At 71.1% G+C, this 13,098-nt stretch carries 11 protein-coding genes and 1 pseudogene; 6 read left to right on the top strand and 6 right to left on the bottom strand.

What is annotated here, in order from left to right; genetic code table 11:
* Positions 1–91: 91 nt before the first annotated feature.
* From AB0B55_RS27090 to AB0B55_RS27070, 5 genes are all read right to left on the bottom strand, one after another.
* Complete coding sequence (locus tag AB0B55_RS27090; RefSeq protein WP_357134231.1) at positions 92–1,129, bottom strand: lactonase family protein; 1,038 nt, start codon at positions 1,127–1,129, stop codon at positions 92–94.
* Between the two features lie 113 nt (positions 1,130–1,242).
* The gene (locus AB0B55_RS27085) at positions 1,243–1,845 is read right to left on the bottom strand and encodes an ATP/GTP-binding protein (RefSeq protein WP_357134229.1); all 603 of its coding nucleotides are present in this window, start codon (positions 1,843–1,845) and stop codon (positions 1,243–1,245) included.
* Entirely contained in the window at positions 1,826–2,215 is a 390-nt protein-coding gene (locus tag AB0B55_RS27080; RefSeq protein WP_357134227.1) for a DUF742 domain-containing protein, read from the bottom strand. The genes AB0B55_RS27085 and AB0B55_RS27080 overlap by 20 nt, the downstream gene beginning before the upstream one ends.
* Complete coding sequence (locus tag AB0B55_RS27075) at positions 2,205–2,627, bottom strand: roadblock/LC7 domain-containing protein (RefSeq protein ID WP_357174650.1); 423 nt, start codon at positions 2,625–2,627, stop codon at positions 2,205–2,207. The genes AB0B55_RS27080 and AB0B55_RS27075 overlap by 11 nt, the downstream gene beginning before the upstream one ends.
* On the bottom strand, positions 2,627–5,074 hold the full coding sequence (locus AB0B55_RS27070; protein WP_357174647.1) for a nitrate- and nitrite sensing domain-containing protein: 2,448 nt from the start codon (positions 5,072–5,074) through the stop codon (positions 2,627–2,629). Before AB0B55_RS27070 ends, AB0B55_RS27075 begins: the two co-directional genes overlap by 1 nt.
* A gap of 418 nt (positions 5,075–5,492) precedes the next feature.
* Here AB0B55_RS27070 and AB0B55_RS27065 point away from each other — a divergent pair, with 418 nt between their 5' ends.
* The 5 genes from AB0B55_RS27065 to AB0B55_RS27045 all read left to right on the top strand — a co-directional run bounded on the left by AB0B55_RS27065 (position 5,493) and on the right by AB0B55_RS27045 (position 9,817).
* Positions 5,493–6,092 carry a hypothetical protein gene (locus AB0B55_RS27065; RefSeq protein WP_357174805.1) on the top strand — a complete coding sequence of 200 codons (600 nt, stop codon included), beginning with the start codon at positions 5,493–5,495 and terminating at the stop codon, positions 6,090–6,092.
* Between the two features lie 11 nt (positions 6,093–6,103).
* The gene (locus AB0B55_RS27060) at positions 6,104–7,156 is read left to right on the top strand and encodes a hypothetical protein (RefSeq protein ID WP_357174644.1); all 1,053 of its coding nucleotides are present in this window, start codon (positions 6,104–6,106) and stop codon (positions 7,154–7,156) included.
* A gap of 179 nt (positions 7,157–7,335) precedes the next feature.
* Complete coding sequence (locus AB0B55_RS27055) at positions 7,336–8,994, top strand: sodium:solute symporter family protein (RefSeq protein WP_357174641.1); 1,659 nt, start codon at positions 7,336–7,338, stop codon at positions 8,992–8,994.
* A gap of 15 nt (positions 8,995–9,009) precedes the next feature.
* Entirely contained in the window at positions 9,010–9,318 is a 309-nt protein-coding gene (locus AB0B55_RS27050) for a hypothetical protein (protein WP_357174639.1), read from the top strand.
* 115 nt (positions 9,319–9,433) lie between these two features.
* Positions 9,434–9,817, top strand: coding sequence for a hypothetical protein (locus AB0B55_RS27045; RefSeq protein ID WP_357134215.1), 384 nt, complete (start codon positions 9,434–9,436; stop codon positions 9,815–9,817).
* Between the two features lie 129 nt (positions 9,818–9,946).
* Here the strand turns inward: AB0B55_RS27045 and AB0B55_RS27040 are convergent, their stop codons facing one another.
* Positions 9,947–11,755 carry a glycoside hydrolase family 6 protein gene (locus AB0B55_RS27040; protein ID WP_357134213.1) on the bottom strand — a complete coding sequence of 603 codons (1,809 nt, stop codon included), beginning with the start codon at positions 11,753–11,755 and terminating at the stop codon, positions 9,947–9,949.
* Between the two features lie 592 nt (positions 11,756–12,347).
* Between AB0B55_RS27040 and AB0B55_RS27035 the strand changes: the two are divergent.
* Positions 12,348–13,098 (top strand): annotated as a pseudogene (locus AB0B55_RS27035) (hypothetical protein); the annotation flags it as partial.

Genomic DNA, 13,098 nt, shown 5'->3' with positions numbered 1-13,098 from the left:
ATCACCATTTAGCAACAGAGAGTGATGAATCGGCCCCACGGCGTTGCCAAACCTGTCGCGCTCTCGCATTCGCTTCCGTCATTCCGTCCGCTCACGGCAGGACGCACGTCGGGCTCGCCAGCGGTACGGGCTCACCCACCGGAGCCGGTACGCCCGTGCTCGGGTCACGTCGCAACACCCGCACCAGGTCCGCCCGCTCGTCGGCGACGTAGAGATGCTCGCCGATCAGCGCGAAGTGTCGCGGCCACTCCCCGCCGGTGTCCACCTCGGACACCAGCGCGGGCAGCTCACCGGTCAGGTCGAAGACGGCGATGGTGCCGATACCGCGGTTCGCGACGTAGAGCAGACGCCCGTCCGGGTCGACAGCGACCTCCGAGGGCTGCACGTGACCGGTCCGCCCGCTGGCGTCGACCCGGCCACGCTGGTGCAGTGACCCGTCCTCGGACAGCTCGTACGCGGTGACCGTGGCATCCAACTCGCCGACCAGGTAGCAGCGCCGGCCGTCGGGGTGACGGGCCAGGTGCCGGGGCCCGACGCCCGGCGCCGTACGCATCCGCGGTCCGCGCGGCACCAGCCGCCCGCTCGCGTTGTCCAGGTCGTACCGGTAGACCGAGTCGGTGCCGAGGTCCACCGCCAGCAGGGGCTCCCGGTCACGGCCCGGAGAGACCATGTGGGCGTGCGCCCGCTCCTGGCGTTCCGGGTCGGCGCCGTGGCCCTCGTGCACCACGAGATCGGTGCGCTCGCTGGGCACGCCCTGCTCGTCGAGCGGGAAGACCGCGACGCTTCCGCTGCCGTAGTTGGCCGCCACCAGGTGCCCACCGTCGGGCAGCACCGCCAGGTGGCAGGGCTCGGCGCCGCCGGTCGAGAAGCTGCCGAGCGCGTCCAACGCGCCGTCCGAGGAGACCTGCCAGGCGCTGACCAGACCGTCGGTCAACTCGTTGACCGCGTAGAGCACCGGCCGCGTGGGGTGCCGCGCGAGGAACGACGGCGACGGCGTGACCGCCACCGTGCCGAGCGGGGTCAGTGCTCCGGTGGCCGGGTCACGGCGTGCGGCGACGATGCCGTCCGCCCGCCCGCCGCTCTGCGCGGTGTAACCCCCGATGTGGACGATCTCGCCCGGACCAGTCACGCTGCACCCCTTCGCCGACATCCTGGAGTAGATCCAACCAGAGCTGCCCAGGAAGCCGACCGGCTAACCGGCTTTTCGACGCCGGCGCGGTCCGCCGGACCCGCGGTGACGGTTCAGGAGGCCGCCACCGGCTCGCCGCGCTGCCGGGCCACGTGCTCGACCAAGGAGATCAACACCAGCTTGCCGGACTGCCGGTCCCGGGCGTCGCAGAGCACCATCGGCACGTCCGGGTCCAGGTCGAGCGCTCGGCGTACGGTCTCCAGGTCGAAGCGACGGGTGTCCTCGAAACAGTTCACCCCCACCACGAACGGGATGCCACGCTGCTCGAAGTAGTCGATCGACGGGAAGCAGTCGGCCAGCCGCCGGGTGTCGGCGAGCACCACCGCGCCGAGCGCGCCGAAGGCCAGCTCGTCCCAGAGGAACCAGAACCGGTCCTGGCCGGGGGTGCCGAACAGGTACACCTGGAGGTCGTCGTTGATGGTGATCCGGCCGAAGTCCATCGCCACGGTGGTGGTCGTCTTGCCCTCCACCCCCGAGAGGTCGTCGGTGCCGATGCCGGCGTCGGTCAGCACCTCCTCGGTCTGCAACGGCCGGACCTCGCTCAACGCGCTCACCAGCGTCGTCTTGCCGGCGCCGAAGCCCCCCGCGATGAGGATCTTCAGTGCCAGCGGAACGGTGAGGGCTGAGCCCGCCTGGTCATAGCGCACGGAGTCCACTGACCACCGCCTTGAGGATGTCGTCGTTGGGAAGATCGCGGCTGGCCGGCGGCTCGTGCACCGCGACCAGGCCCTGCGCGAGGAGGTCGCCCAGCAGCACCCGGATCACGCCGACCGCGAGGTCCAGCTCGGCCGCCAGCTCGGCCACCGACACCGGGTGACCGGCCAACGCGACCAACCGCCGGTGCTCCGGCGGCAACTGCGGCTGGGCCGCCGGGTCGACGTCCGCGGCGGCCAACACGAACGCGACCAGGTCGAAGCCACCGGCGGCGGAGCGCACCCGGCCGCCGGTGAGCGTGTAAGGGCGGACCACCGGGCCCGCGTCGCCGTCCAGCCACTCGTGCTGGGGGCCGGGCGGCTCAGCCCGCATCACCGGCGTCCGCGGCCGGTCGGGCCGACGCGGTCAGGTTCTCCCCCACCCGAATGACCAGCATCGCCATCTCGTACGCGACCAGGCCGATGTCCGCGTCCGCGTCGCTCACCACGGCCAGGCAGGCGCCCTGGCCGGCGGTGGTGACGAAGAGGTACGCCGATTCCATCTCCACCACGGTCTGCCGGACCGGGCCACCGTCCACGTGGTGGCTCGCGCCCCGAGCCAGGCTGGAGAAGCCGGCGGCGAGCGCGCAGAGGTGCTCGGCGTCGGCGCGTTCCAACTCGGCCGAGGAGCCGAGCAGTAGTCCGTCGGCGGAGAGCACGACCGCCTCCCGGGCGGCCGGCACCCGCTGCACCAGCTCGTCGAGCAACCAGTCGAGGCTGGCGCTCTGCTTCGTCGTTTCCCGCACTAGGCGTCCCTCTCAGTCACTGTCGGTTCGATGGCCTTCGGGGGCGCGGAGGATCCCGAATCGGCGGCGGACCCGGTCTCCGGGGTCGCCACGGATCGCTGAGCCGGGACCGCCGTCGGCGCAGCGGCCGGGATCGCCGGCGCTGCGGAGGGCGGAGGCGCGGGGGCGTGGGTCGGGCCCGCCGGGGCGACCACCGTCGCCCGACCCCGGGCGGTGCCGGCCTGCAGGGACGCCATCACCCGGCGTACCTCCTCCGGCGAGCGGGGCGACGGCGTGTCGGCGGCGGTGGGCCGGGGCAGGGCGTTGGGGGTACGTCGCCGTACCCGCCGGGGCAGCCCCTCCAGGTCGTCCGCCGCCCCGTCGGAGGGCGGCTCGTCCGTGGCGGCCGGCAGATCGGACGCCGGGCCCGTGGGCAGAACGAGGGTGGGCGGGTCACTGGTGACGACCGGGGCCGAGGTGGTACGACCGGCGCGCGACCGGGGCGCCGTCGTCCGGCGTACGGGTCGGGTCAGTCGCCGGTCACCGGGCGCGGCGTCGAGCGACGCCGGATCGGGGCCGGCCGGTGGCTCGGCGGTGACCAGGTCGGTGGGGATCAGCACCACGGCGGTGACGCCGCCGTCCTCGGGGGACCGCAGTCGCACGCGTACGGAGTGCCGCGCCGCCAGCCGGGCCACCACGAACAGACCGAGGCGGGCGCTCTGCGCCGGATCGAACTCGGGCGAGCTGGTCAGCCGGGTGTTGGCGTTCTCGAGCGCGGTGGCAGACATGCCCAGCCCCTGATCGGTGACCGACAGGACGTACCCGTCGGCGACCTGCTCCCCGGTGATGGTCACCCGCGTGTCCGGCGGGGAGAAGGCGGTGGCGTTCTCGACCAGCTCGGCGAGCAGGTGGATGATGTCGCCCACCGCCCGGCCCAGCACACCGGCCGGCTGTACGACGGTGATGTCCACCCGGTCGTACGCCTCGACCTCGCTGATCGCCCCCCGGACCAGGTCGACCATCGCGACCGGGTGGCGCCACCCCCGGCCCGGCGCGGAGCCGGCCAGGATGACCAGGTCCTCGGCGTGCCGGCGGAGCCGGGTGGCCAGGTGGTCCACCTGGAACAGCTCGGCCAGCTCGTCCGGGTCCTCGGCGCGTCGCTCCATCCGGTCCAGCAGGTGCAACTGCCGGTGCACCAGGCCCTGGCTGCGGCGGGCGATGTTGAGGAACACCTCGTTGAGCCCCCGGCGCAGGGTGACCTCGTCCACGGCCGCCTGGACGGCGGTGCGCTGCACCTCGGTGAAGGCCCGCCCGACCTCGCCGATCTCGTCGTGGCCGTACTCCAGGGGTGGCGCCTCCCGGGCGACGTCGACGTGCTCGCCGCGACGCAGCCGGGCCACCACGTCGGGCAGCCGGTGCTCGGCCAGTTCGAGGGCGGCGGTACGGACTCCGCTGAGCCGCCGGACCAGGGTGCGGCCGACCCGCAGCGCCACCAGCACCGAGACCACCACGGCGACGAGACCGAGCACCCCGGCGGCGGCGAGCCGGACCAGGATCCCGACCGCCATCGGCACCGAGCGGTCGGTGAGGTTGTCGGCCTCGGCCAGCTCGAAGTCGCGCAACTCCTGCTGTACGGCGTCGTGGCTGGCCTGCCACGCCGCGGCGTCCACCGGTGGCCGACCGGACCGGTTGGCGCCGATCAGCGCGTCCTGCATGGCCCGCAGGCTGGTGAAGTCGGGACTCTCGGTGAGCCGCTGGTACGCGGCGCGCGCGGTTTCGGGCAGGTCGGCCACCGCGCTCTCGGTGAGCCATCGCTGGTTGCCGATGGTCTGCACGAGCAGCGCGTGCTCCCCGTTGCCGAACTTCCCGGCGGTCAGCACACCGGCCAGCATCGCGTCCGTCTGGCCCAGCAGCTCGCGGGACCGGCCCAGCGTGGTGAGGGCCAGCGCCTGCCGGTTGATGCCGGGGTCACTCAGGCTCGCCAGGGCGGAGAACGCCTGGAAGGCCGCCGAGACCATGCCGCTGTAGAGGCCGATCGCGCCCGCGCGGTCCATCATCCCGTCGTCGATGAAGTCCCGCCCGGTCGGCAGCGCCGCCAGGGCGGTGACCAGCCGGTCGACGCGGTCCTCCAGCAGGTCGTCGGCGGCGGAGCGCAGCGCCTCCCCGTCGACCCGGCGACGCAGCTCGGCGACCGCCCGGTCGGTACGCAGGCGCTGCTCGGCCAACGCGGGCAGTTCGGTGTCGCCGGCGAGCTGCACCACCGAGAGACGACGCTCGCGTTGCAGCTCGGTCACCACCACCTCGCCGGGGCGGCCCAGGTCGTAGAGGAGGGTCCGCGCGGAGAGCAGGTTCAGGGCGGGCCCGAAGGTCAACGTCGTCGCGAAGATCCACAGCGCGAGGAGCGCGGACACCGGCGCGACGACCAATGCGGTCAGCTTCGAGCGGATAGGCCAGTCGCGGGTTCTCATCAGACCTCGCCCGTCAAGGGTGGCAGGAGGGGCGCCGGCACCGCCGGGCAGCGCGCTCGCCGGTCGCGTACCCGGTCGTCGGGCCGGGCACCGGCGCGCGCGCCTTGGGCAGGATACGTAATCACGCCCGGTTGCACTACCGCCGTCGGACGGCATCCGGGCTGCGGAGCGCGCCCTCGCGAGTACGGGGAGCGCCCCGCTGTCGCGCTCCCCCGGGCGCTGGTGCTGGGCCGGAAAGGATCAGACGTCGGGGGCGACGCCGCACGACGGGGGCCAGTCCACCCACTCGGACTATCTGGAATGAGTCAGGTTTCTGTCAGCTACCGCCACGTCGGACCGCGATCGGCGAGGAAAGTCCCCCGGATCGGGATTGGCGATCAGTACGCGGAGGGAATACCAGATGACGAAGGAGGAGCCCATGTCGCCCACGCAGATAGTCGTCATCGTGCTCGTCGTGCTGGTGATCATCGCGGCGATCGCCGTGGCCGTCCGGACGATCGGTCGCCGCCGCGCGCTGCAGAGCCGGTTCGGACCGGAGTACGACCGGGTGGTGCAGGAGCAGGAGAGCCGGTCCGCCGCGGAGCGTGAGCTACGCGACCGGGAGCGCCGGCACGCCGAGCTCACGCTCACCCCGCTCAGCCCGGAGTCGCGGGCGCGGTACGCCGCCGCCTGGGAGGAGCTCCAGATCCGCTTCATCGACTCGCCGGGTGAGACCGTGGGCGACGCGGACGAACTGGTCACCCGACTCATCGAGGAGCAGGGCTACCCGACCGGTGACTTCTCCGACCAGATCGCCCACCTCTCCGTCGAGCACGCCCGCACCCTGACCAACTACCGGGACGCGCACGAGATCCACCTGCGCAACTCGCGGGGTGAGGCGACCACCGAGGAACTGCGTCAGGCGGTCGTGCACTACCGGGCCCTCTTCGCCGACCTGCTCGGCGAGGAGCCCGTCGGTCAGCGCACGCCCGAACAGCGTTCCCACCCGGACACTCCGCACGACGCCACGAGCCGCTGAGGAGGCCACCGATGCGCCACGAAGAGCAGCAGGTGAGCAACGACCATCCGGAGGCCGTCCGGTCCGCGCCGGTGCCGGTCCCGCCGACCGGTGACCGGGCCGCCCACTCGGACGTACCCGAGGACTCCCTGGACGACCGGGGCACCTTCGACGATCCGACCATCGGCGACGAGCGGAGCGCCGACGACGTCCCGACCACCGACCACGAGCGGGCCAATGGCACCGATCCGAGCGTTCGCCATGACCGGGCCGACGACGAGGGTGACTTCCACGAGCCGGGTCCGCTGCCGACCGCGTTCGGCGCCACCACGGTCGCCGACGCGGTGGCCGCGTCCGCCCTGGCCAGCCCACGCCCACAGGACCAGCCCGACCCGCGGGCCGAGCGGACCGCCGCGCCGGGCGACGGCGCCGAGGACGGCGAGCGGGAGGGCCTGCGCGCCGACCCCACCGCCGAACTGCACCGCCGCGACGGCTTCGCGGAGACCGACGTTGACCCGACACCGGACGCCGACGAGGCGGCCGACGTGGACATCGACGACCGACGGGACGGGACCGACAGCGCGCGAACCGTCGTCGTGCCGGGGAGCACGGAGGGCGCGCCGGAGCGTCGAAGCGACCTGACCGATTGGGCTGGCGATCCGGACGCGGCCACGGCGGGCGCGGCCGGCTACGGCAGCGCGTCGCCGGAGCTGGTGGACCCGGACGCGGACGGCGACCCGGTCGCGACCGAGGGCACCTCGACCTCACTGGAGTCGGCCGGCACCTCGCGACCCGCCGGTTCGACCGTCGCCACCGACGCGGCCACGCTCCTGGACGGGGACACCGCACAGGGTTTCCGGGACCGCTGGCGGGACGTGCAACTACGGTTCGTCGACGATCCTTCCGCCGCGGCGGGCGAGGCGCAGGCCCTGGTCGAGGAGGCCATTCAGGCACTCGCCTCGGCGCTCGCGGCGCAGAAGAACACGCTGGGCGGCTGGCAGGACGCCGGCTCGGCGGACACCGAGCAACTGCGCATGGCGGTCCGTAACTACCGGGACTTCCTGGACCGCGTTCTGGGTCGCTGAAACAACACGATCGCAAGGGGCGCTCCGGCCTACGGGTGGGGGCGCCCCTTCGCGCGCACCGACATCGCACGAGTGGGGGCGAACACACCGCCGGCGACGCAGAGGCGTGAAACCTCGCGGAGCGGGTAATAGGGCGCGCGCATCGAATGCGGTGCCCACGTCGGACGAGGGGTGACGAGATGGACGGCGGCGGCCTCCGGCTCAACATGAACGGGCTGGACTATCTGATCCTCGCGCTGTACTTCGTCACCGTCCTCGGAGTCGGCTTCGCCGCCCGCCGGGCGATCCGGACCAGCGTCGACTTCTTCCTCTCCGGCCGTTCCCTGCCGGCCTGGGTGACCGGCCTCGCCTTCGTCTCGGCGAACCTCGGGGCACTGGAGATCATCGGTATGGCGGCCAACGGCGCCCAGTACGGCGTCATGACGGTCCACTACTACTGGATCGGCGCGGTGCCGGCGATGGTCTTCCTGGGCATCGTGATGATGCCCTTCTACTACGGCTCCAAGGTCCGCAGCGTCCCCGAGTACCTGCGGTTGCGCTTCAACCGACCGACCCACCTGCTGAACGCGCTCAGCTTCGCCGTCGCCCAGGTGCTGATCGCCGGTGTGAACCTCTACGCGCTGGCCCTGGTCATGCAGGCGCTGCTCGGCTGGCCGCTCTGGACGGCGATCGTGGTCGGCGCGGCGATCGTGCTGGCGTACATCACCATCGGTGGCCTGTCCGGGGCCATCTACAACGAGGTGCTCCAGTTCTTCGTCATCCTGGCCGGCCTCATCCCGGTCACCGTGATCGGTCTGGTCAAGGTCGGCGGCGTGAGTGGGCTGATGGACGCGGTCCGCGACTCGAAGCTCGGCGAGGCGGGTCTACACGCCTGGCAGGACACCGCCAGCACCGACAACCCCCTCGGCGCGCAGTGGATCGGCATCGTCTTCGGCCTCGGTTTCGTGCTCTCGTTCGGCTACTGGACGACGAACTTCGCCGAGGTGCAGCGGGCCCTGTCGGCCAAGAACATGAGCGCCGCCCGACGTACGCCGATCATCGCCGCGTACCCGAAGCTGTTCATCCCGCTGGTCACGATCATCCCGGGCCTGGTCGCCCTGGTGACGGTCAAGGGCCTCGGCGCGGAGAGCGGCGACCTGCAGTACAACAACGCCATCCCGCTGCTGATGCGGGACCTGCTGCCCAACGGCGTGCTCGGGGTGGCGGTCACCGGCCTGCTCGCGTCGTTCATGGCCGGCATGGCGGCCAACGTGAGCGGCTTCAACACCGTCTTCACCTACGACATCTGGCAGTCGTACGTCCGGCGCGGCCGGTCCGACGACTACTACCTGCGGATCGGACGGTGGGCGACCGTCGCGGCCGTGGTGATCGGCATCGGGACGGCGTTCATCGCCTCCGGGTTCAGCAACATCATGAACTACATCCAGGCGCTCTTCTCACTGTTCAACGCGCCGCTGTTCGCCACCTTCATCATCGGCATGTTCTGGAAGCGGATGAGCGCCCTCGCGGGCTTCTGGTCGCTGCTGCTCGGCACCCTGGCGTCGCTGGCGACGTACCTGCTCTACAAGGGCGGCGTGATCGGCTTCAACTCCGACCTGGAGGAGAGCTTCTGGGGCGCCGGCATCGCGTTCGTCACCGTGGCGGTGGTCGCCGCCATCCTCACCCCGCTCACCGCGCCCAAGCGCGACGAGGATCTGCGCGGGCTGGTCTACGGGATGGGCGGCGTCGACCTGAAGGGCGACGTGCTCGCCGGGGACGCCGTCTGGTACCGCTCCCCCGTGCTGCTCGGCCTGGTCGCGGTCGCGCTGGCCGCACTCTTCTACATCCCGGTCTTCTAGGAAAGGAGTCGGCAGATGAGCAACGACGGCCAGCCGGCGCAGGACCCGCTGATCGACGAGACGCAGTCGGAGGAGCGCCGCTCCGCCGCCGCCCGTCTGTTCGACATCCGTCGCGTGATCGGTGGGCTCTTCGTGGCGTACGGGATCATCGTGACGCTGATCGGCATCTTCGACAGTCGAGCCGAGATCGACAAGGCCGAGGGTGTCCGCATCAACCTGTGGGCCGGCCTGGTGATGCTCGCCTTCGGGCTGGTCATGCTGCTCTGGCAGTGGCTGCGGCCGGCGGAGGCGCCGTCCGCGAACGAGCCCCGAGCCGACCACTGAACCCGGTCCGCCGCCGACGCCGTCCACCGGGACGGCGCCGGTGCCGCGCATGGGCACCCGCGCACGGGGTACGCGGCGGGGATCAGGCACCGTGTCGGACACAGGAGGCAGCACCATGACCGATCGCGACCGCCGACCGCTGGAGGAGAGCCCGCAAACGGCCGCTGCGGTGGACGACGACAGCACCGTCCCGGAGCTGCGGACCGGGGGTGGCCCCGACCGCGACACGCCGACCTTCACCGAACCCCGCGAGCGGCAGCCGGACCTCGCCCCGGACACCGACGACCTGATCGGCGACCCGTACGCCGCCGGGACCGGCGCGACCGGGACGGGCACCGGCGCGGGCGGCGACAACATCCGTACCGGCGGCGAGCAGCCCTGGGAACCGGAGGACCTGGTGATGGCCCGTGGGCAGGACCTCACCCCGGAGAACCTGGACAAGGCCCGCCGCGACCTGGCCGAACACGGCCGCGCGGCGATCGAACGCACCGTGCCCTGACCCGGGACAGACGCGGAAAAGGGGGGTCCCCGGCCCGACCGTGATGGTCGGACCGGGGACCCCGGGGAAACCTGCCCCCGGCAGTGCCTCACCTACTGCCGGAGGCGGGTTGGCACGTGAGCTACCCGATCAGAGCGCCGGGTAGGCGTTCTGCATCAGCTCCCGGAACTGGGCCGAGAACCACGCCCCGGAGATCGGCGCGTTCCCCAGCGCCCCGCTCGGGTTGTTGCCGTTGCGGGCGTTACCGCCGTACGTCGGGTCGCACATCCGGTCGAAGCCCTTGCCCTCGTTGTTCGGGATCTCCGAGCTGGAGCCGTCCGACTCGCCCGGAGGCTTCACCCAGACGTAGGCGTCGATGCCCGTAGCCGGGTTCGCCCGCGGCCGCTCGCCGAGACCCGCGCCGGCCTGGTTGCACCAGTTACCGGCGTGCGCCCGACGGTCGATCCGGCCACCGTTGACGTACGTGTCGACGCTGGTCGTCGCGCCCGGGCCGGTGGGCCGGTTGGCGCCGCCCCAGCCGTTGCGGGACGTGTCGATCAGCATGCCGATGTTGGAGTTGAAGCCCAACGACACCAGCTTGGTCCGGAACGCCTGGGCGAAGGACAGCTCGTCGACGTAGTAGTTCCAGTCGATCCACTTGGACTGCCGCACCGTCTGGCCGTTCACGTTGTCGGTGACCTTGAAGTACGGCTCGGTGAGCGCCGAGTAGTTGGCGGTGTTGGTGATAAAGCCGTGCACGTTGTTGACCGTGCTGCCGGAGGCGACAGCGGCGGTCTTCAGGATCTCGGCGGTCGGGCCGAAGTTGGAGTCCCAGCCGAGCCAGCCGTGGTGGCCGGCGTCGATGTAGTTGTAGACGTTACCGATCGCGCCCAGCTTGGCGAGGGCGTAGCCGACACCGTTGACGTACGCGCCGTTGGCCTTGACCGTGTCGCACATGACCGTGCCGCCGGGCTGACCCGAGGTGTTGGTCACGATGTTCGGCAGCGAGTCGATCTCGATGATGTTGATGATCCGGATGTTCCGGTACTTCGAGTCGGACTGGATCGCGGCGATCGGGTCGATGTACTCGGACTTGTACCGGGGCAGCTCGTCCGGGCCCAGCTCACCGTTGGAGGAGAGCGCCGAGCAGTCGCGGCCGGGCAGGTTGTAGATCACGAACTGGATGTAACCGGCGCCCTGGCGCAGCGCCTCGTCCAGGTGGTCCTTCACCCCGAAGGCCCCGTTTGAGCTGCTGTTCGGCGTGCCGTTGATCGCGGCGATCCGGTCCAGCCACACGGCGGTGGGGTTGTTCGAGACGCGGCTACCGCCGGGCTCGGCGTCCGCCTTGGCCTTCCACTCCGGGTTCACGTACCCGGGCACACCGGCGTACGGGTTGTCGACCTTCACACCGGGGGGCGGGGTGGTCGGCGGCGGCCCCGTCGTGGGCGGCGGGGTCGTGGGGGGAGGCGTGGTGGGCGGAGGCGTGGTCGGCGGAGGCGTGGTGGGCGGCGGGGTGGTCGGGTTGCCGGTGCCACCGTTGCAGACCACACCGTTCAGGGTGAACGAGGTCGGCTTCGGGTTGCTGCCGCTCCACGCTCCGTTGAACCCGAGGGTCGTCGACGCGCCGGTCGCGAGGGTGCCGTTGTAGGACATGCTGCGGGCCGTGACCTGGCTGCCGGACTGGGTGTACGTGGCCGACCAGCCCTGCTGCACGCGCTGGCTGGAGTTGGGGAAGGTCCAGCCCAGCGTCCAACCGTTGACCGGGTCGCCGAGGTTCTTGATGGTGATGTTGGCGGTGAAGCCACCCTGCCAGTCATTGGTCGTGTACGCGATGTCGCACTGCGTCGCGGCCTGCGCCGCGGTGACCGGGATCGTCACCAGCCCGCCGGCGACCAGAACGCCCGCGCCGGCGAGCGCGAGGGTCCGGCGGGGGCCGGACAGCCTTCTCCACACATTCATGCCACTGATCTCCTTGGGCGAGACCGGGCCCGCGTTCGGCCCGGCGAGACGGCCCGGCGGGCGTCCTGCACGGACGGCCTCCGGCGCCACGGGATTCTTTGGGGTGCCCGACCCGGACGGGCGGTGGTGGTGGTTGGTGGTGATTGGCCGGCGCGTGGCCGACCGATCGGCGGCCGGTTGTCGTCCGGTGAACCGGATGCCCTCGACGCCCCGCCTGCGCGGTGTGGCTCCCCCGAAACCGCGTGCGCCGATTCTTGCATGGGAGCGCTTCCATGGCAATGGCTCGATGCGCCGCCGCCCTCGACTCGGACGATACCCCCGAGGTGACGCGGGCGGCGCCAGCCGTCCGTTACCGGCCGAGCCTCACTGGTAGCGCGCGGCGGGTCGGGAATGCCGCGACCAACCCGGCCGGGCGGTGAGCGCCCGCCGCGGCACGGCGGGCAAAGAAAGCCGCGTATCACTCCTTCGCCTCTTACCACCAGCAAAGGTCAAAACGCGAATCTTTCACTTCATAAGTCATGAAACGGTCTAACGTCGGTCTTAGCTCGGTTGTCGCCGGGCTCAGGACAACAGGGATGGAGTGACGCAGGTCATGGCTAAGAAGATGCTCGGGAAGGTCGTTGCGGGCGCCGCCCTCGGTGGCGCGTCCCTCCTGGTGTTCGCGCCAGGGATCGCGTTCGCTGACGGTCACCACGACGAGGACGGCAAGGTCTACGCCAAGCCGCACATCGTGAAGGCCGGCGACGAGGTCAAGCTCCTCGAGATCTGCCCGGATCGCCAGGAGCACGCCTACGTGTGGTCCAAGGTCACCGGCAAGGTCAAGCTCAAGCCGGCGCGCGACGACCGGGGCGAGGACCGCGGCGAGTGGAGCGAGGAGGACGACTCCTACGACCACGACGACAAGGGCAAGGACGAGCACGGCAAGGACGACGACAAGGGCAAGGACGAGCACGGCAAGGACGACAAGGGCAAGGACCACGAAGGCAAGGGCGACGAAGGCAAGGACGACAAGGGCAAGGACGACAAGGGCAAGGACGACAAGGGCAAGGGTGAGCACGGCGACGCCCAGCCCGGCGGCCAGGGCGGTGGCGCTGCCGCCGACGCCTATGAGGACGAGGACAGCAAGGACTGGAAGGGCGAGGAGCACGGCCAGGACGCCCAGGACGACGAAGGCAAGAAGGACTGGGACTCCAAGGACGAGGACAAGAAGGACTGGAAGTCCAAGGACGAAGACAAGAAGGACTGGGAGTCCAAGGACGAAGACAAGAAGGACTGGGAGTCCAAGGACGAAGACAAGAAGGACTGGGAGTCCAAGGACGAAGACAAGAAGGACTGGGAGTCCA

It is taken from the genome of Micromonospora sp. NPDC049107, assembly GCF_040648595.1.
Taxonomy (GTDB): Bacteria; Actinomycetota; Actinomycetes; order Mycobacteriales; family Micromonosporaceae; genus Micromonospora.
The sequence above is the reverse complement of the archived record's forward strand: the minus strand, read 5'-3'. Positions and strand labels throughout refer to the sequence as shown.

What these genes read in the sequence shown, in the direction of transcription:
- AB0B55_RS27080 (WP_357134227.1), bottom strand. Translation starts at nt 2,215, where the DNA reads ATGCGGGCTGAGCCGCCCGGCCCCCAGCACGAGTGGCTGGACGGCGAC.
- AB0B55_RS27070 (WP_357174647.1), bottom strand. Translation starts at nt 5,074, where the DNA reads ATGAGAACCCGCGACTGGCCTATCCGCTCGAAGCTGACCGCATTGGTC.
- AB0B55_RS27065 (WP_357174805.1), top strand. Translation starts at nt 5,493, where the DNA reads ATGTCGCCCACGCAGATAGTCGTCATCGTGCTCGTCGTGCTGGTGATC.
- AB0B55_RS27060 (WP_357174644.1), top strand. Translation starts at nt 6,104, where the DNA reads ATGCGCCACGAAGAGCAGCAGGTGAGCAACGACCATCCGGAGGCCGTC.
- AB0B55_RS27055 (WP_357174641.1), top strand. Translation starts at nt 7,336, where the DNA reads ATGGACGGCGGCGGCCTCCGGCTCAACATGAACGGGCTGGACTATCTG.
- AB0B55_RS27050 (WP_357174639.1), top strand. Translation starts at nt 9,010, where the DNA reads ATGAGCAACGACGGCCAGCCGGCGCAGGACCCGCTGATCGACGAGACG.
- AB0B55_RS27045 (WP_357134215.1), top strand. Translation starts at nt 9,434, where the DNA reads ATGACCGATCGCGACCGCCGACCGCTGGAGGAGAGCCCGCAAACGGCC.
- AB0B55_RS27040 (WP_357134213.1), bottom strand. Translation starts at nt 11,755, where the DNA reads ATGAATGTGTGGAGAAGGCTGTCCGGCCCCCGCCGGACCCTCGCGCTC.